Source organism: Saccharopolyspora sp. MMCC62 (assembly GCF_057736575.1).
Genome location: NZ_JBYKCM010000004.1, coordinates 651,501 through 672,284, shown reverse-complemented (window position 1 = coordinate 672,284; position 20,784 = coordinate 651,501). Strand labels below are relative to the sequence as shown.

Genomic DNA, 20,784 nt, shown 5'->3' with positions numbered 1-20,784 from the left:
GCGCGGTCGCCGCGCAGGCGGGTGGAGTCGCCGGGCCTCGGGGCGCCGAAGTCGGCCGTGCCGTCGGCGTCCTCGGCGGGCCGCAGGCCGTGCAGCGCGTCCGGGGTGCTGACGGTGACCGCGCCGGGCGAGGTGCCGCTGATCCGCACCGCGCCGTGCCCGTTGGTCAGCACGGTGGCGGTGTGCGTCATGTCGTGCAGGCTGCGGGTCCGCTTGCCGCCGGGTTCCGCGGTGGAGCCGTGCTGGACCTCGGAGCCGTCGGTGCTGCTCCAGCCGTGCTGCGGGGTGAGGCCGCGCAGGCTCAGCGCGGTCTGCATCGACGTCCCGGACAGCCACGGCAGCGGGATGCTGCCCCGGTAGGCGTAGCCGTCGTCGCGGACCGCGGGCGAGTCCGAGGTGTTCTTGACCTTGCCGAAGCCGCCGGAGGCGTTGTCGACCTTGTTCTCCTTGCCCTTCTTCGCGGGCGCGGTGGTCGGTGGGGCGGGGCGTCCTCCGGTGCTGTCGTCGTCGAGCCCGGCGCGGACGAGGACTTCGACGGCGTCCTCGCCGATGCCGGAGGAGACCACGAGGCCTTCGCCGTGCAGCGCGGTGAAGCCGTTCTTCAGCTCGGTGTCGGACAGGCCGTGCAGCACCTGGTCGGCACGTTCCGGCGGCACCGCGGCCTGCAGCATGGCCGAGCGCACGTCGGCGCGGATCGCGGTGCCGTCGAGCTGCTCGGCGCGGACCGCGTTGCGCGGCAGCAGTTCCTGGACCTGGTGGGTCCGCTCCAGCAGCGGCTCGGTCTCCGGCGCGGCGGTCGCGTCGGGCAGCGGGTAGCCCGGCTCGTCGACGGGGAGCGGCCGGTCCGGGATGGGGATGGTGAAGTCGCCGTTGGCGCCGGACGGGCGGCTGCCGTTCCCCGATTCGTCCCCGGATTCGGGCTCGGTGTTGGGCTCGGTGAGCGAACCGGCGTCGGACATCGCGGTGTCGTCGGGGCCGTCGACGAGGGCCTGCACCTGGTCCAGCGCGTCCTGGCCGAGTTCGCGGCGGATCACCTGGTCCAGGTCCTGGCCGGTGGCGCGCTGGAACTCGGCGCGGACCGCGTCCAGCCCGTCCTGGTTGCGGGAGAGCTCGGCGAACGCCGCCAGCAGCGACATCTGCCGGGTCGGCCCGTAGCGCGGCGCGGGGGTCTCGTCGAGGCCCTTCGGCAGCGGCCGCGGCTTCTGGTGCTCGGCCTCGGTCTGCGACAGCAGCCGCTCGGCCTGCTGCGCCAGCCGCACCGGGCCGGGTTGCAGCACGTCGGGCCGCACGCCCAGGTCGAAGCCGACCTGCTCGACGCGCCAGGCGTTGCGCGGCAGGAACAGCCGCTGCCTGCCGGTCATCAGCCCGTCGTCGTTGACGTACGAGTTGAACGGCCGGTGCGGTTCGCCGGTCATCGGGTCGATCGGCAGCTTCTGGTCGTCGAGGCTGAAGATCCGCCGATCGTCCTTCGGCAGCGCGCGCAGGTCGCCGGTCTTGCCCTTCTTCAGCGCGTGCATGTAGTTCAGCGGGAGGCCCAGGTGCGCGCCGATCCGCGTGTTGACCCGCGACGGCTCGTCGGTGACCTCCCACAGCTCGGTGCTCGGCTCGGCATCGCGCTTCGGGTGCAGTTCCGAGCTCAGGTGCGCCGACCGCCGGTCGTCGACGAACTGCAGGTCCACGAAGTACCGGGCCTCGCGGTTCATCCGGCTCGGGTGGAACACGTTCTCGACGCCCTGGACCGCCTTCTCCCGGAACTCGTCGAGCTCGGCGCGGACCTCGTCCAGCTTCTCCTGCGCCTCCTCGGCCTCCCGGCGGCGCACCTCGGCGGTGTCGCGGGACTTCTCGGCCTGCTCGCGGGCCTCCACCACCTCCGGCGGCGGGGTGTCGGAGTCGTCGTCCATCAGGTGCGCTTCGAGCTCGTCGGCGTCGGTCCGGTCGAGCTCGGCGATGTCCCTGGCCTCGTCGGCCTCCCGGCGGAAGCTGTCCGCGCGGTCCTGGTGCTGCTGCAGCAGCGGGTCGGTGTCCAGGTGGACCTTGACGGTGTAGACCGGCAGCTCCTTGCCGCGGAAGTCGCGGGTGCCGCTCATGTCGAACTTCGGCCGCGCCCGGTACTCGTCGGGAAGTCCCCAGAAGTGCCCGACCTCGTGCGCGACGCCGCTGCCGTCGTCCTTGACGTCCCAGTTGAGCTGGTCCATGGCGGTCTTGTCGGACAGCACCACGGTGCGGTGGGCCTGCGCCGGGTCGTCGACGAACTCGAGCCTGCCGTGGAACTGGTCGCCGCCGGGGAGCCGGAAGCCGGTGTTGTGGATCTCGTCGACGGAGCGCAGCGCGCGCTCCTTGAGGTCCTCGACGCGCTGCTGCTGGGTGGCGAGCTCCCGGGCGGCGTCGTCGGCCTTGGCGCGCTGCCGCTCCGCCCGCTTCTGGGCGGTGTCGGCCTGCGCCCGCGCCGAGCGGACCTGCGGGTCGTCCGGCCTGCCGCTGAGCTCCAGCAGGGTGGCGGCGTTGTCCAGGTCGGCCGCGCGCCGCTCTGCGCGGTCGGCGAGCGTCGAGCGCCGTCCGGCTTCCTGCCGGGGCTCGGCGAGCAGGCTCTCCGCGTTCAGGTGCGCCTTGAAGGTGCGGTGCTGCAGGGTCCGGCCGGGACTGACCTCGATGCGCTGCACGTCGTAGGTGATGTCGCCGGTCAGGAACTCGGCGTCCAGCGCCAGCGTCGGGCGGGCGTCGCTCGGCAGCGCCGTGCTGGCGGTGCTCGGGTCGGGCTTGGTGATCGTGCTGCTCAGCTGCAGGTCGAGCGACTCGGAGTTCACCGTCGCGTCCGGGATGGGCCGGAGCAGGTCCCGCCACTCGGCCGGTTCCAGCTTGTTCCACAGCGGGTCGAACCAGGAGGCGTGCTGCACCTCGGTGTGCCGCCACTCGGAGGAGGTGGCGGGCGGTTCGACACCGTCCTCCCAGTACTTGCCGTACTGCTCGGTCTCGATGCTGGTGATGAGCACCGTGTTCTCGTCGCGCACCGCGGTCACGGAGCCGATCCGCACGCCGAGGCTGCTGAGGGTGTGCCGCTGGGCGCCGCGGACCTCGGCGTCGAGCGCGTTCGCGGCGCGCCACAGCGCGGTGCGGAGGCGGCCCTGCGCTCCGGCGACCTGCTGCGTGCTGTCGCGGACCGCGTCGCCGAGGGCGTCCAGCGCGGCGCGGGTCTCGCCCTGCGGCAGCTCGTCGCGGACCGGGCCGACGGCGTCCGCGAGCTCGTGCAGCGGCAGCGCCGATTCGCGGGCGACGCGGACCGCCTCCAGCGCAGTGGTCAGCTCCGCGACGGGCCGTTCCGGTTGCAGCGCCTCCAGCTGCGCTTCCAGCGACCGGTGCAGGCCGTCGACGACCTGCTGGGTGCGCTGCGCACTCACCTCGGGACCGTGCGCCTCGGTGTGCCAGCCGTGCACCCGGATCTCGAAGGGCGCGCGCTCGCCGCGCGCGACCTCCAGCAGTTCGGTGGCCAGCGAGCGAGCGGACACGTCCCGCAGCTCCAGCGCGGCGTCCTGCGGCAGCCGGGCCGGGTCGGCGTCGTCGAAGTGGCCGACCCACTCGACCATCTCCTCCGGCGACTCGGACTCGACGGAGGTCGCCGGCTGGTCCGGGTCGAGGTCCATCGCCCCGGCCGGGCTCGGCGACTCGTAGCCGCCGGGAGTGGGCGCGTAGCCGGGGGTCGGAGCCGGCGAGCCGCCCCACGGCTCGGTGTCCGGGATCGACGCGGTGTCCGGCAGGGAGGCGGCGTTCGGCGTCTCGGCGCCCCCGGTCCAGCCCGGCGTGGGCGCGTAGCCGGGGGTCGGGGCGTCGCCGGTCCAGCCCGGGGTGGGCGCCGACTCGTAGACCGGGGAGTCGACGTCCATGTCGTCGGGGCTCGCGGCCGGGCGCGTGCGGGTGCGCCGGGTGGTCTCCGCCAGCGGTTCGGTGATCCGGCCCGGTTCGGGACGCGACGGCCGGTCGCCGTCGTGGCCGAACTCGGCGAGCGCCTCGCCCAGGTCGGCGAGGCCGCTGTGCTCGACGTCGTCCTCGGTGTGCTTCGTCCAGCCCTGCGGGTCGCGCTGGATGCGCACGATCCCGTCCGCGCCGGTGACCGGCCGCCCGGTGACGAGCCTGCCGTCCGGGGTCTGGAAGACGTGGCCCGCGGTGGTGATGACGCCTTCGCCGGTGGCCGCCACCAGGTCCGGCAGCCAGCCGAGCCTGCTGCCGCCGGAGACGGCGAGCACGCCGGGCACGGCCTGCCCGAAGTTGCGCTCGCTCGCCGAGTCGATGAACGCCTGCGGCTCCAGCACGCTGCCGTTCCACAGCGTGATCCGCTGGTCCGGGCGCACCGGTGCGGACAGCACGTCCACCGATTCGTACATCGACGAGAGGTTGCGGGCCCGCGCGACCGCGCTGCGCACCGAGGTGCCCGGCGCCGGGTACAGCAGGCCGCCGTGCGGGAGCCCGACCGTCTGCGTGCGGTGGTCGACGTCGTTGGTACCGGTGTTCTCCCACTCGCGGGTGACCGCGAACAGCTGCACCGCCTGCTCCCGGGCCTCCGGGCTCATCGGCAGCAGCGCCAGCAGGTCGGCGAGCTCGGGCAGTCCGGCGGGCGCGTGGCCGAGCAGCTTCGGCTCGGTCATCAGCGCGTCCAGCACGCGGTCGATGCGCGGGTCCTTCGCGGCCAGCAGCATCGCGGCGCTGATCTCGGCGTGCGCCTGCGTCTCGCCCGCGTCGAGGGTGCCGGCCCAGAACCGGAACTCGTGCCGGTCCGAGTCGCTGCCGGTGATGTGCTGGAAGTTGAGCCCTTCCTCCCGCGTCCGGTTCAGCCCGGTGACGTCGGCCGCGTTGGTGACCCGGGACGGGTCCGCGGGGAGCGGGCCGGGGCCGACCATCGTCAGCAGGCGCTGCTTCAGCCCGCCCGGGTGGTTGCCGAGGTGGTAGAGGACCGACTCGAAGCCCTTCTGGATGCGGGCCAGCCGGACGTGCTCGGTCGGGGTCAGCTGCTCGGTGAAGCTGATGTTGACGTGCCCGCCGGTGTTCGCCGCGGAACCCTCGTGGGCGCGCACCAGGCCGGTCAGCTCGGCGACGTCGTGCCAGGTCCCGGAGTCCACGCCGGGCCGCAGGATCGGCGACACCAGTTCGAAGCCCTGGATGTGCGCGCCTTCTTCGACCAGCGACCACTTGCCCGCCTCGCGCGCTTCGGCGACCCGCGGGTCGCGCGCGGCCAGCAACTCCCCGGGGACGGTGTCGTCCGGCAGGAACCCGGTGTCGCGCAGTTCCTGGGTGAGGCCGGTCAGCTGCGCGTCGAACACCGGGTCCGGGTCGCCGACCTGCCGCAGGTAGGTGGTGGCGTCGTCGTCCATCGCCCGCAGGCCCTGCACGGTGCGCTCGTACTGCACCTCCAGCTCGAAGCCGAGGCGGACGTCGGGCCGGGAACTGGCCCCGCCCGGGACGCCGTTCACGTGGAAGGTGATCGGGTTGAGGCCGTTGTCGGCGTCGAGGCGCGCCCGCTCGTAGCCGCCGCGCAGCTCGTCGGCGGCGACCTGGCGGATCTGCTGCGCGTGCTGCTCGGCCTGCTCGGCGGCGGCGCGCAGCCCGTGCAGCGGGACGCCGCTGAGCGAGGGCGCTTCGGCGGCGCGCACGACCTGCGCGAACCGCTGGAGCTGGTCGGGGGTGAAGCGGTGCGCGCTGCTGCTCAGGTGCCTGCGCATCAGGTCGGCGGCGGCGCGCAGCCGCGCGGCCGGGCCCTGGCTCTCGGCGAGGCGCGGTTCCTGGAATTCCGGCGAGTGCGCCGGGACCTCGCCGATGTGCTGGCCCAGCACTTCGGCGTGGCGGCTCCGCAGGCCCGCGTTGCCCTCGGCGTCCGGGACGCCCATCAGGCTGCCCGCGGCGTCCGGTTCGACCGGCAGGCCCAGCATCGAGCCGATGGCGCGCAGCCGGTTCGGGTCGCCGAACTTCCACGAGGTCTGGTCACCGCGGCCGGTGGCGTCCAGCACCACCGAGTGGTGCGGCTCCTCGCCGGCTCCCGCGCGCAGCACCCGCACCCGGAGCACGTCGCCGTTGGGCAGCACCACGTTCGGCCGGTTGAACCGCCGGTCCACGTCGTGCACCATCCGCGCCCAGTCCGCGTCGGCGGCGGTGCGCGGCAGCGAGGTCTGCTGCCGGATGCGCACGGTGGCCTCGCTGACCAGCACGCCGTCCGAGGACACGGCCCGGCGCACCTCGAACGCGGAGCGCTCCACGACGTCGGTGTCGGGCTGCTCGCGGATGCGGCCGCGCTGCTGCACCGGCGCGGCGTCGAGCCGGGCGCGCAGGTCCGGCGAGATGCCGGAGCGCTCGGTGCCGGATTCCAGCAGGTGCGGGTCGATGCGCGCCGCCGGGGGCGGGGGTGTCTGCTGCGGCGCCTGCTGCGCCTGCTGTTCGGCGTCGCCGTCGGGCCGGGTGGCGGCCTCGGGCGCGGACATCTCCACATCGCCCTGCCCGAACCCGTCGTCGAGCATCCGCAGCAGCTCGGGGTCGGCGGGCGGCAGGTCGCCGAGCGCGGCGAACGGGTCGCCCGCGGCGAAGGTGCCGTGCGAAGCGGCGGTGAAGTCGAGCCCCGGCATCTGGTCGCCCTGCGGCGCGTTCCCGGTGCCGTCCGGGTTGCCGAGGTCGCCGAGCTCACCGAACGAGGTGAAGTCGAAGCCGCTGAAGTCGACGCTGTCGAAGTCGATGGCGTTGAAGTCGATGGCGTTGAAGTCGACCGGGTTCTCGGCGCCGGTCAGGTCCAGCTCGCCCTGGCCGTGGGCCGCGCCGTCCCCGATCTCGTTCGCCCCGAGGGCGTTCGTGCCGAGCCAGGGGTTCGAGAAGTCGAACGTCCCGTCCTGGAACAGGTCGCCGCCGAGCGAACCGAGGTCGAGGTCGAGGTCGGTGCCGGGTTCGGCGAACGGGTCGGGCGCGGTGTCGAGGAAGTCCTCGAAATCGACGAGTTCCCGCGAGCGGCCGCTCAGGTAGCGCTCGGCGCGCGTCGCGTCCACGCCGTCGAGGCGCTCCTGGAGCCGCTGGTCGAGCGACGGAGTCCCGTCCGAGCCGAAGCGCTCCCGCACCGCTTCGATGCCCGCATCGTTGCCGATCAGGATGCGCAGCTGGGCGAGCACCTCGCCCGCGTCCACCTGGGGCCTGCTCAGCAGGAAGTCGAGGCGGCGAGCGACCCGCTCCGGGCCCGGGACCATCACGTCGGGGCGCGCACCGGCTTCGTGGGCCAGCTGCTCCATCCGCCACAGGTGCCGCGGCAGCACCGAGCCGAGGTTCTGGCCCATCAGCCCGTCGTCGTCGATGTAGCGGTTGCGGCGCACGTGCGGTTCGCCGGTGCTGATGTCCCGCGGCAGCGGCTGGTCCGCGCGGTTGAACACCAAGCGGTTGTCGACCGGCTGCTGCCGCAGGTCACCGGTGTCGCCGGAGCGCAGCGCGGAGACGAACTCCGGCGTCAGCCCGAGGTGCGCCGCGACGCGACCCGCCGCCTGCTCGGCGCTGTCCGAGGGGCGCCAGCGCGCCGCGTCCACGGCGGTGACGTCGTCCGCGTCGGTGAGGGTGAGCAGCTGGTTGTAGCCGCCGTGCTCGACGAATTCGACCTCGACCGCGTAGCGGCGGTCGGGCTTCATCCGGCTCGGGTCGAACAGCTCGCGGACGCCCTGCTCGGCGCGTTCGCGCAGTTCGCGGATCTCCTGGTCGGCGGAGTCGACCCGCCGCCGGGCCGCGTCGGCTTCGGTGCGGAGGCGCTCGGCCTCCTGCCGCGACGCGGCCACCTGCCGGTCGAGGGCCGCGGCGTCGAACATCGGCTCGCCGCCCTCGTCGACCTGGCTGTTGAGGGAGGTTCGACGCTCCTCGTCGATGGCGGCGACGCGCTCCGCCGACTCCGCCTTCCGCTCCGCTTCCTCGGCGATCCGCTCGCGCTGCTCGGTGAACCGCACCGAATCCACGTAGGCCCGGACCTTGTACTCCGGGATCGGCTTCCCCTCGAACTCCCGGGAGCCCAGTTCGTAGCTGCGCGGCGAGGAGTACTCGTCGGCCAGGCCGAAGGTGTGGAACTGCTCGTGCTGACCGACCCGGCCGGTCATGTTGACGTCCCAGTGGGTCTGGTTCGCCCGGATGTTCTCGCCGATCCGCACGATCTGGAGCGCCGACGCCGGGTCCGAGGCGAATTCCATCCGCGCGTGGAACTGGTCTCCCGAGATCGCCATCCGGGAGCCCTGGAACGGGTGCGAGGCCACCGATTCGCGGACCCGTTCCTTCAGGTCTTCGACCCGCTGCTCCTGGCGGGCGAGTTCCGCGTTGGACTCGTCCGCCTTCGCCCGCAGCCCGTCGAGTTCCGCGGCCCGCGCACGCACCTGTTCCTGCGCGGCCTCGGCTTCGGTGACGAGCGAGGTGCCCTCGAAGAGCTTCGCGAAGATCTCGGCGCTCGCCAGCTCGTCCTGCGCCGCCCGGACCTGGCGCAGGTCGTGGTCGACGCGCCCGCGCTGCGGCGCGAGGAACGCGGTCGTGTCGAGGTAGGGGCGAGCGGTCCACTCCTGCACGAACCGACCGGGCTCGATCTCGATGCGCTGGTACTCGAACCGGACGGGCCCGGCGAAGAAGTTGGGCGCGCCGCGCGTCGCCATGGTGGGGGCGGGTGCTTCGTACTCGACGACGCCGTCCGGGATCGGCCTGCGCAGGTTCTCCCACGCGGACGGTTCGAAGTCGCCCCACAGCGGGTCGAACCAGCCGGCTCGGGTCGCCGTGGAGTGCTGCCAGGAGCGGTCCGCGGCGGCGGGCTCGCTCGCGCCCTCGCCCCACTGCGCGCCGCGGTCCGGGATCGGAGCCGTCTCCACCGCGACCGAGTCGAACAGCGCGATCTCGTTCCGCACCACGCGCGGCACGCCGAGGTCGCGCAACGTGCGCCGCTCGGCGACCGGGACGTCCCGCTGGGCCGCGGCCAGCTCGGCTTCCAGCGCGGCGGTGAGCCTGGTCTGGATGTCCCTGGTCCGCGCGGCGCTGCCGAGGGTCTGGGCTTCCTTGGCCCGCTCGACGTTGCCGTCCAGGACCTCCGGTTCGGAGGTGAGGCTGGCGATGTGGATTTCGAAGGGCTCGCGCGTCCCGTCGGCCACCTCCAGCAGCTCGCGGGCGAGCGTCGGTGCGAGCTCCGCGTGCAGCGGGCGGAACGCCTCGTCGGAGATCGCGCCGGTGCCGTCCGGTTCCGCGGCCCAGCGGGGCACGGGCAGGGCCGCGTCGGAGAAGGCGTTGGCGAGCTGCTGGTCGACGTCGCCCGGCAGTCGCAGCTCGTCGAGCTCGGTGCTGCCGGCCCAGTCGAAGTCGAAGTGCGAATCCGCTTCGGTGAACTGGTTCCAGAAGTCGTCGCCGAGCGCGTTCAGCGCGTCATCGGTGAACAGGTCCGCCGGGGCGAGCCCGCTGAACAGGCCGTCCGCGGCCGGGGAGCGCTCCGGCGCCGCCTGCGGGCGGGTCGGCTGCTGCTGGTAGTCCGGGTCGATCTCGCCTTCGGCGTCCTCGTCGGAGCGGTAGAGGTCGTCGGACATGTCGACGTCGGAGTCCGCGTCCCGGTCCGAGGCGAACTCGGAGTCGGTCACGCCCTCGGCGTCGGCGTCGTCGTCGCTGCGCGAGCCCTCGGACTCGGCGTCGGACATGTCGACGTCGGAGTCCTCGTCGCGGTTCGAGGCGAACTCGGAGTCGGTCACGCCCCCGGCGTCCTGATCGGTGCGCAGCGCCTCCGCCAGGTCGGCTTCGCCGGTGGCGCGGGACTGGCCGTCCTCCAGCAGCACCCAGCCGCGCGGGTCCGGTTCGAAGCGGATGGTGCCGTCCTGGGCGCGGACGACCTCGCGGACCGCCAGCAGCCTGCCGTCCGGGGTCAGCGCCACCTTCGCCGCGGCGTAGACGGTGTTGTCCACGGTCAGGTCGCCGACCCAGTCGGATTCCAGGTCCTCCGCGAACGGGTCCGGGCCCTCGTGCGTCACGTCCGGGTCCGGCTGCAGCACCCCGGAGATGGCCAGCACGATCGGGTTCTCGCCGCCGATGCCGCGTTCCTTCAGCGAGGAGACGAACCCGGTGCCGTCCACCGGTTCGCCGTCCCACAGCTGCACCATGTCCGGGTCGTCCGGGGCGAGGGTGGCGAGCACCAGGTCGGTGTCCGGCAGGTTCGGCAGCCGCCGCGCCACCTCGATCGCGGAGGTGAGCGAGTTGCGCGGGTTCGGGAAGTACAGCCCGCCGCCGGGCAGCGTGATGCTCTGCGCGCGGTCGTAGCTGTCGTTCGACCCGTCCAGGGTCCAGGGCTCGGTGCGCGCGAACAGCTGGACGGCCTGCGCCTCGGATTCGGGGCTCAGCGGCAGCAGCTCCAGCAGTTCCTGCAGCTGCGCCAGGTCGGCCTTGCCGTGGTTGAGCAGCGCGGGCCTGGACATCAGCTCGTCGAGGCGGGCGTGGATCGTCGGGTCCTGCGCGGCGGCGACCATCGCGGCGGTGAGCTCGGCGCGCACCTGCCACTCGGCTTCGTCGAGGCTGCCCGCCCAGAACCGCATCTCCACGCGGTCGCTCGCCGAGCCCTCGATGTTGCGGAAGTTGACGGCGTCGTACTTCGCCTGCCGCTGCGCGCCCCGGTTGAGCGCGTGCAGGTCGCCGACCCCGGACACCGTGGCCGGGTCGACCGGCAGCGGGTTCGGGCCCACGTAGTCGAGGCTGCGGTCGCCGCTGCCGTCGGTGTGGTTGCCGAGGCGGAACAGCACCGACTCGAAGCCCTTGGTCAGCTGCGCCAGCCGCACGTACTGCTGCGGGGTGAGTTGCTCGGCGAAGCTCAGGTTGACGTGCCCGCCGGTGCCACGAGCGCTGCCGCCGTGGTCCCGGGCCATCCCGAGCACGTCGGCGAGCCCGGGCCAGACGGCCGCGTCGTCGCCGGGCCGCAGGATCGGCGAGATCAGCTCGACGCCGGCGGGGAAGGACGCCTCGTCGGCCATCGCCCAGCCGTGGGCGTCGTTGGCCCGCTTGACGATGTCGCCGCCCTGCTGGGGCAGCGGGAACCCAGCACCGTCCTGCTGGGTGTGGCCGCCGTCCTTGAGGTCGGTGAACAGCTCGCGGACGGAGTTCTCGAACCCGGCTTCGGGAAGGCTGAACTCGACCTCGAAGCCGAGCTTGACGCCGGGCCGGCTGGTCACGCCGCCGGGCACGCCGCCTTCGTGGAAGACGATCGGGGCGCCGCCCTCGTCGGCGCGGGCCTGCGCCTCCTCGTGCAGCCGCTCCAGCCGGGCGGTGCGGTCGGCGCGGACCTCGCCGAGCAGGACGCGGGCGTCCACGTCGAAGGCCCGCAGTTCGTCCGGGGTGGCGCGCGGCAGGTCGTCGCTGCGCAGCGCCTGCTGCCAGGTCTGGAGCCGTTCCCTGGCCTGGTCGAACCGCGGCTCGCCGACCGGGGCGGCGTCGAGGTTGCGCTGCAGCGAGCCGAGGGTGCGCCGCGCCCGGTCCACCAGCGGGGCGATCTCGGGCGGCAGCACCGGTGCCGGGTCGTCGCCCATGACGAGGCCGCGGTCGCCGCCGGGCTGCGGTTCGGCGGCAGGCGGTTCGGCGGCGTGGCCCGGGCCGTCCTGCGGCTGGTCGAGGCCCAGCTTGCGCTGCATCACCTGGATGGCCTCGCCCAGGTCCGCGCGTCCCGTCTGGTCCGGCGGGGTCATCCCGTCGCCGACGTAGTCGCCGTGCATCAGCCAGCCCCGCGGGTCCGGCGCCATCCGCAACCGGCCGTCCGGGCTCTGCGTGACCACGCCCGCGACGAGCCTGCCGTCGGGCAGCCGCAGCACGTGCGAGGCGGTCAGCACCGCCTCGTCCTGGAAGTTCGCCGGTTCGAAGAGGTCCCGGAACCACGGCGCCCGGTCGACGCCCGAGATGGCCAGCACGATGCCGTCCCGCGCACCGAACCGGCGCGAGGCCATCGTCTCGATCAGCTCCGGCCCGGAGAGGAACCGGCCGTTCCACAGCACCAGTCCCCTGCCGTGCGGGTCGAGTTCACCCAGCACGAGGTCGACGTCGGGGTAGGGCTGCTGGTCCCGGGCAGCCCGGACCGCGGCCTCGACGGAGTGCCGCGGCGTCGGGAACATCAGCCCGCCGTCCGGGCCGCTGACGGTGACGATCCGCTGGTGGGAGTCGTTCTCGCCGGTGTGGCGCCAGGCGTCGTTGAGCGCGAACAGCTCGACGGCCTGCCGCTGCGACTCCGGGCTCATCGGCAGCAGTTCCAGGAACTCCACCAGGTCCGGCAGCGCGGCACCGGTGTTCCGGCCGACGAGCTTGGGCGTGTTCTGCAGCGCGTCGAGCCGCGGCTGGATCGACGGGTCCTTCGCGGCCGCCAGCATCGCGGCGCTGAGCTCCACGTGCGCCTGCCACACGCTCGCCTTCGTGCTGCCCGACCAGAACCGGAACTCCACCCGGTCACCGGGGCCGCCCTCGACGTGCTGGAAGTTGATCGCGTCGTAGCGGTCCCGGCTCAGCGCCTGGACGTGCTCGGGGGTGGTGACCTTCGCCGGGTCCGCGGGGATCGGGTTCGGGCCGACCATGTGCATCGCGCGCTGCCCGCCGCCGGGGTAGTTGCCGAGGCGGTACAGCACGGCTTCGAAGCTCTTGGCCAGCTGCGCGAGCCGCACGTGCTCGCGGGGCGTCAGCGGCTCGTCGAAGCTCATGTTGACGTGGCCGCCGGTGCTGTCGGCGTTGCCGTCGACCGCTTCGACGTCGCGCAGGATCGAGTCGAGGTCGGCCCACATCTCCGGCTGCCGGTCCTGCCGCAGGATCGGCGAGACCAGCTCGGCGCCGTAGTCGTGGGCGGTCTCGCTGACCATGGCCCACTTGCCCCGGGAATGCAGCTCGCCGACGAGCGGCTGGTTCGGGTGCGGCAGCACGGCCAGCACGTTCGACTCGAGTTCGGAGGAGTCGCTGGACCGCGAGGATCCGCCGTCCGAGTAGGAATCCGAGTCGGAATCGGAGTCCAGGTCCATCGGCGACGCCGGACGCTCCGGGGCGGGCGAGTCGGCGACCGGGTGCCATTCGGAATGCCCGGCGTCCTCCAGCCGGGTGCCCAGTTGGGTGACCTTCGCGGTGGCGCCCGCGTTGTCGGTGCCGAGGAACTTGAACTCGACTTCGAGGCCGACCTTGACCCCGGGCCGGGAGCTCGCCCCGCCGGGCACGCCGTCGCGGTGGAAGCTCGGTTCGCGGGCGCCGTCGGCGCGCGCCTGCTCGGCGCCGCGGAAGAGCTCGCCGATTTCGCGGACGCGCGCTTCGCGGACCTGCGCGGCCAGCTCGCGCGCGGAGCTCTCGAAGCTGCGCAGCGCCGAGTCGGACAGGGCGTTGAGCGATTCCAGCGAGTTCGTCCACCCGGCGACCTGCCGACGGGCGTCCGCCATCGCCTCCGGCGGCAGCGCGTTCAGGTTCCGCTGGGCCTCGGTGACCAGCCCCACCAGCGAGTCCAGCCTGCCGGGTGCCTCGTCGAGCATCCGGACGCTGCGCCCGTCCTCCGGCACCGGCAGCTCGGCGGACTCGGGGTCGCCGGGGCCGCGGGAACCGTCCGGATCGCCGAGGCGGGAGACGTCGGACGAACCGAGCAGCTGGGTGGCGCCGCTCTCGAAGATCTCGGGCCTGCCGTGCGGGACGTACTGCTCGCCGACGTGGTCGGACAGCAGCGAGTGCAGCCCGGCGCCGACCGAGCCGTCGGCGTCGCCGAGGCGGCAGCTCAGCCACAGCAGGTTCGTGCCCTGCGTCCACTCCGGGCCGGGCCGGCCCGCGCTGAGCAGCAGCCTGCTCATCTGGTCCTGGTCCAGGCGGTGCAGCTCGCCGCTCTTGTCCCGGACGGTGAAGCGGCCGTCGCTGAAGTGCGGCGCCACCACGTAGTTGTCGGCGTCGGCGGGCGCGCCGTAGAGCCGGGCCGCGTTCTCGCCCGCCCCGGCCTCGAAGGCGTGCCGCATGATCTCGGCTTCCGCGTCGCTGCGCGGGAAGCCGACGCCGATCGCCTCGCCGTCCTTGCCCGCGGGCAGCGGCACGAACTCCACGTCGGCGAAGGTGAGGTCCTTGCCGCGACCGGGGGCCGGGTCCCCGGTGCGGTCGCCGCCCATCTCCATGCCGGACTCGGCGTCGGAGTCCGCGTTCGGGTCGTAGCGGCCGTCGTTGTAGAGCGCGTCGACCGCCGAGGTCATCTCGGACTCGCCGGTGGACCAGGACTCCCTGCCGCGGTGGTGCACCGTCCACCCGGCGGGGTCGGGCTGGAAGGTCAGCGCGCCGTCCGGGCCGGGCACCATCCGGCCCGCGTGCAGGCCGCCGTCCGGCGTGCGGACCACACCGCTCTCGGTGGCCAGCACCGGCTGCGAGGACTCCTCGACCAGTGCGGCCAGCACCGGGGAGCGCCCGGCACCGGACGCGGCGAACACGACGGGCTGCTCCATGCCGATGCCGCGGCGGGTGGCGATGCCCTCGACGAAGGCTTCGGGGGTTGCGGTACCGCCGCCCCACAGCGCGACGTGCGAGCCGTCCGGCGTCAGGTCGGCCACGACCAGGCCCGCCCCGTCCGGCAACCCGACGGCGCGGGCGCCGGAGACGGCGTCCGGCGTCGGAGTGTTCGGGCCGGGGAAGTACATCCCGCCGCCGCCGAGGCTGATCGACTCGGAGCGCAGGACCGGGTCGTTGGTGCCGGTGTTGCGCCACGGCTCGGTCGCGGCGAACAGCTGCACCGCCTGCCGCTGCGATTCCTCGCTCATCGGCAGCATTTCCAGCAGGTTCAGCAGGTCCGGCAGCTCCGCGGACCCGCGGCCCAGCAGCTGCGGGTCGGCCATCAGCCGGTCCAGCCGCGGCTGCAGCGACGAGTCCTGGGCGGCGGCCAGCATCGCGGCGCTCAGCTCGGTGCGGACCTGCCAGTACGCCGGGTCGGTGCTGCCGGACCAGAGGCGGAACTCCACGCGGTCCTGGGGCGTGCCCTCCACGTGCAAGAAGTTGATCGCGTCTTCGCGACCCCAGTTGAGCTCCTGGACGTCGGCGACGGTGAGGTCCGCGCTCGGGCGCGCGGGCAGCGGGTTCGGACCGACCTCGTGGGTCTCGCGGTGCGCGCCGCCACCCGGGTAGTTGCCGAGCCGGTACAGCACCGCCTCGTGCGCCTTCATCAGCTGCGCGAGCCGGTGGTACTCGGCGGGCGTCATGGGCCGGTCGAAGCTCAGGTTCACGTGCCCGCCGGTGCGGCCGGCATCGCCCTGCGCCCGGTTGACGGTGTCGAGCAGCGCGCCGAGCTCCGGCCAGGCGGTGCTGCCCTGCTCGCCGGGGCGCAGGATCGGCGACACCAGCTCGACGGCCTGCTCGTCCGACGGTTCCTCGGCCAGCGCCCACTTGCCCGCGTCGTTCGAGATCCCGGTCTCGCCCTTGTCCACCATGGACGGTGTGGCGAGCATCCCCTGCCGGTGCAGGGCGTCGCCGAGGGCACCGACGCGGGCGTCGAAGTTCTCGCCGTGGAACTGGAACTCGACTTCCAGCCCGACCCGCAGGTCGGGTCGCGCGGAGGCGCCGCCCGCGATGCCCTGCGGGTGGAACTCGACCGGCGAGGCCCCGGACTGCGCGGTGGCCTGCGCCTGCTGGAACTGCTGGGTGAGGCCGCGGGCCCGCACGCCGCGGATGTTCTGCAGCAGCTGCTCGGCCTGGCCGACCCGCTCGCGCAGCCGGTCCAGGTCGACCTGGGAGAACGCACTGGTGTCCAAGCCCTGGGCCCAGGCGGCGGCCCGCTGGCGCAGCTGCGGGAGCACCCCGTTCGGCAGCGCCTCCGGCGGGAGCACGGCGAGGTGCCGCTGCAACTGCGGCACGGCGCCCTGCAACCGGTCGACCAGCTGGGTGCGCTCGTCGACGTGCGGCGCGCCGAAGTCCGGCATCGCCACGTCCTCGTCGCCCATGACGAGGCGGCGCTCCCCGTCGGGGGCGGTGGTGCCGTCCTCCCGCGCGGTCGAGCCGTTCGCCGAACCGTCCGGCCGCCGGGAGTTCTCCGCCGCGACCGAGGCGACGGCCGCGTCGAGGTCGGCGTGCCCGGTGGGCCGGGTGGCGCCGCCCTTCTCGTGCAGCACCCAACCGTCCGCGGAGGGGCGGTGTCGCAGTGAACCGTCCTGGTCGACGACCTGGTCCACGACCCGCAGCCCGCCGTCCGGCCCCTGCACCACGGTCGAGTCGGTGGTGAGCACCGGGACGTCGAGCCGGTTCACCAGCTGCGGCAGCCAGCCGCCCTTGCCGCCGCCCGCGCCGAGCGCGAACACCGCGGGGCCGCCACCGCCGAGCCGCCGGAGCCTGCTCTCGACGAGGTCGCCGAACTCCTTCGGCGGCATCGTCCCGCCGTCCCACAGCTTCAGCCCGGCCCCGCCCGGCGCCTGCTCGGCGACGACCAGGTCCGCGCCCTCGGGGACGGTGGTCCGCCGCGCGGCGGAGACGGCGTCGGCGATCGAGGTGCCGGGGGCCGGGAACCGGAGCCCGCCGTGCGGGGTGCCGATGGTCTGCGCGCGCACCCGCTCGTCGTTGGCGCCGGTGTCCCGCCACGTCTCGGTGGCGGCGAACAGCTGCACCGCCTGCTGCTGCGCGGTCTCGCTCATCGGCAGCAGTTCCAGCAGGTCCACCAGGTCCGGCAGGTCCGTCGAACCGCGGCCGAGCAGCTGCGGCTCCGCCATCAGCTCGTCCAGCCGGGCGTGGATCGACGGGTCCTTCGCGGCGGCCAGCATCGCCAGGCTCAGCTCGGTGCGCGCCTGCCAGACCGCCGGATCGGTGCTGCCGGACCAGAACCGGAACTCGACGCGGTCACCGGGGCCGCCGTCGACGTTGCGGTAGCTGACCCCTTCCTCCCGCTCCTGGTTGAGGCGGCGGACGTCGGCGTAGGTGAGGTCGGCGCGCGGGTCGATCGGCAGCGGGTTCGGGCCGACCTGGAAGGTGTTGCGGTGCCCGACGTCGCCGGGGTGGTTGCCGAGCCGGTACAGGGTGGCCTCGAAGGCCTTGGTGAGCTGCGCCAGCCGCACGTACTCGGACGGCGTGAGGACCTGGTCGCGGAAGCTGACGTTGATGTGCCCGCCGGTCTTCGCGCCCGCTTCGCCGCCGTGCTCCTGGACGGTCTCCAGCATGTCCTGGAGGTCCATCCACGGGTCGGCGCCGTCCTCACCGGTGCGGAGGATCGGCGACACGAGCTCGATGCCGTGGTCCACGTCGGGCTCGTCGACCATCGCCCACTTGTCCATGGCGTGGGCTTCGAAGGTGTCGGTCTTGCCGCCGACCCGGTGGTCGAGCAGCACGTCCTGCTCCAGCAGCGACATGCCGAGTTCGCCGACCTTGCCGTCGAAGTCGCCGCCCTTGAACTCCACTTCGACCTCGAAGCCGACCTGCGCGTCGGGCCGGGCGGACTGGCCGCCTTCGACGCCGAACACGTGGAACTCGATCGGCGGCTCGCCGTCGCGGACGTCGGCGCGGGCCTGCTCGAACTGCCGGGTGAGGTGGGCGACGCGCTGGGTGCGCACGTTGCGCAGCAGCCGGGACGCCTCGTCCAGCCGCGGCCGCAGCTGCTCCACATCGGCGGCGGCGAAGGTGCCCTGGCGCGCGGAGTCGATCCACAGCTCGGCGCGCTCGCGCAGCCGCGGCACCGAGTCCGGGGGCAGCGCGTCGAGGTGCCTGCGGACCTGGTCGACGGTGTCGTTCAGCGCGGAGGTCAGCTCCGCGTGCTCGCGGCTCGGTGCGAGGACGTCGTCGCCGCCCATGACCACGCTGCGCCCGCGGCCCGGCATGATCAGGCCGTCGTCGTCCGAGTCGGAGTCGTCGTCCCGGCGGGACGTGTCGGAGCCGCCGTCCCGCCGCTCGAACTCCACTTCGGCGAACGCGTTCGGGTCCCACTGCACGGCCTGCTGCTGCTCGAACGCGTGGGCCGCCACGAAGTCCTGGCGGGAGTACAGCGCGTTCGGGTGCTCGTCCGCGAAGTCGGCCAGCGCGCGGAGCCGCTCCTGGCGGGGGCCGTCCGGGATGCGCATCTCGTCGGCCAGCCGCAGCAGCGCGTCCGCGTCGGGCCGGGACCGGAACGGTTCCGGTTCGGCGAGCCGGTCCAGGGCCGTGACGAGGTCGAGGTCCCGCCGGCTCGGCCGGTCGAAGCCGTACAGGGCGTGCGCCCGATCCGCGGCCCGCACCGGGTCCGCCCAGTGCGACTCGGTGAGGGCGACGCCGACGGACGCGTCGTCGCGCGTCACCGCGGGGCGGACGAACTCGCCGAGCCGCTGCTGCCAGCCGGTCTGCGAGACCACGAACCGGTGGCGCACGGCCTCCGGAACCGGCACCTCGGAGATCGTTCCGCGATCGAGGGTGCTCCGCGTGTTCGCCGAGTCCGGCCGCGAAGTGGGCGGCGGGCGGTGCCAGCTGGTCGTGGTGATCGACCGCACCTGCTGCGCCAGGTCCGGCCGCTCGGCGATGAACTGCAGCGCGCCGGCCAGGACCAGCTCCGGGTCGCGGTGCCGGTTCAGCAGCGGGGCCAGCCGGGTGAGGCGCAGGTCGCCGTCGCGGTTGTGCAGGTCCCGCACCAGGGTCTGCACGGCGCGCTTGGCCAGGTCGACCGCGGCTTCCGGGCCGTCGAGCCGCGCGGGGCCGTCCGCCCGCGCCGGGGAGGTCGAGCCGTCCTGCATCCAGCTGCCCGCCGACTTGACGGAGACCGCCCCGATCCGGGGCAGGTCCGCCAGGCCGTCGTACCCGAGCTTCCCGGTGGCGCGCACGAGCTGGTCCGGGCCGGTGCGCTGCATCACCGAGTTGCGGCGCACGTGCAGCATGCCCGCCCCGAAGGCCTGCGTGGTCAGCGCGCCGTTCAGGTCCGCGTTGAGCTTCGACTGCTCCTCGCCGAGCGCGTCCCGCATGGAGTCGAGCAGCACGTCGGCCACGGGGTGGTTCCGCGGCATCCCGTACGCGGCGTTGTCGAACGGCGCCGCCTGGTCCGAGAGGCGCGCCCAGCCTTCGGGGGTGTCGAGCAGTTCCCGCTCGGCGCGCGCGAGGTCCCGCACGTGGTTGTCGCCGTCGCTGTAGAACCCGCCCAGCGCGCGCAGGAGCTCGACGCGGCCGATGTCGCTGCCGGTGGCCCAGCCTTCGCCGGTGAGCCGCTGCGTCCCGTCCCGGAAGTACGGGTCGAGGACCATCGGGTTGTCCGCGTGGAAGAACTCGTTGATGTTGACGAGCTTGACGCCGTTGTCCCGCGCCCAGTCCAGCATCTCGCGAGCACCGGCGTGCGGGTCCGGCGATCCGTCGGTGGGCGGCTCGCTCGCACGCGCGGCGTCGAAGTCCGCACGCGGTACGTCGGTCCACAGCACCGAGGTCCCGTCGTAGCGGGACGCCGCGGAACCGAAGTTCTGGAACACCTCGGCCGAACGCGTCGCCGCCTGCACCGGACTCCCCATCCAGATGCTGTGCAGCAGCTTCGGCAGCTCCAACGTCTCCGGCAGCGGCGTCACGTCACCGGGCGCCCAGCGGTTCCGCGCTTCGGCGGACGGCCGCGAGGTGATCACCTGGTCCGGGCGGCTCGCCAGCCCGTCGGAGGTGAGGCGGGCGGTCGGCGCGTCGTGCGCCAGGTCCATCGCGTCGAGCAACGACGACAGCTTGTCGGCACCCAGGCCCGGAATGTCCAGCCCTTGCAGGAACTCCGGCGTCGGCTCGGGGCTCAGCAGGCCGAACAGGTCCTCGCCCAGCAGCGGCGCCGGTTCGCTCGGGTGGTCCACCAGCGCGCCGTCGAGCTCGGCGCGGATGTGCTCCACCTCGGCCTGGGCGTCCGCGGCGCTGCGCGCGATCGGGCCGGGGGCGACGTCCTCGCCGCCCATGACCACGCTGCGCTCGGGAGGCCGCTGGAACAGGCCCTCGTTCTCGGAGTCCGAGTCCTCGTCCCGGCGGGACGGACCGTCCGCGGCGTCCCGCCGCAGCGGCGCCTGGAAGAACCCGTCGTCGGATTCGACGTCGGAGTCGCGCCTGCGCGGGTCGAAGGTGTCCGAGCCCAGCCGCTCGCCGCCGAACCGCTCGGAACCGAGCAGCGGGCCGTCGAACCGGTCGGAGCTCAGCAGTTGCGGCTCGTCGCCGAACCGGCCGGAACCCAGCAACGGCGGCTCATCGCCGAAGCGACCGGAGCCCAACTGCTCCGCGTCGTCACCGAACCGGCCCGAACCCAGCAGGGGCGCGTCGTCGCCGAACCGGCCCGAACCGAGCCGCGGGCCGCCGAAGCTCTGCGATCCCAGCAGCGGGCCGTCGGTGACCGGGCTCAGCGTGGACAGCGGGTCCCGGCCGAGCGTGTTCAGCACCTGGGCGATCGAGGTGTCCGGGCGCCCCGTCGGGCGCATCTGGAACAGGCCACCGCCGGGCGAGTCCGGGGAGTCCGGCGAGTCGGGTTCCGAACGCCCGCGCCACCCGTCGAAGCTGGGTTCCACGAACACCGGCGACGCGAGGCTGCGCGGCGCGCGCAGGAAGTCCTGGCGGGTGAGCAGCGCGTCCGGGTTCCGCTCGGCGAAGTCGAGCAGGTTCCCGAGCCGGTCCCGGTTCGAGCCCGCCGGGATGTCGACCTCGTCGGCGAGCCGCAGCAGCGCGTCCTCGCCGGGCCGCGGCTGGAACGGCTCGGGCTCGGCGAGCCGGTCCAGGGCGTTGATGTGGTCGAGCTGCTGCTGCGTCGGCCGGTCCAGGCCGTAGAGCTCCCCGGCCCGCGCCGCGCTCTCGCCCGGGTCCGTCCAGCCGGATTCGGCGTGCGCGGTGAAGTCCGCGTCCGCGCCGTCGCGGACGACGGCGGGCCGGATGAAC

At 73.8% G+C, this 20,784-nt stretch carries 1 protein-coding gene (cut by both window edges); it reads right to left on the bottom strand.

The whole window is internal to a WXG100-like domain-containing protein gene (locus AC29IT_RS13285) on the bottom strand: the coding sequence, 62,877 nt in all, runs 25,279 nt past the left edge and 16,814 nt past the right edge, and what appears here is coding positions 16,815-37,598 (codon 5,605, partial, through codon 12,533, partial); the first complete codon in reading order (the gene reads right to left) occupies positions 20,781-20,783. Both codon boundaries (start and stop) fall beyond the window edges.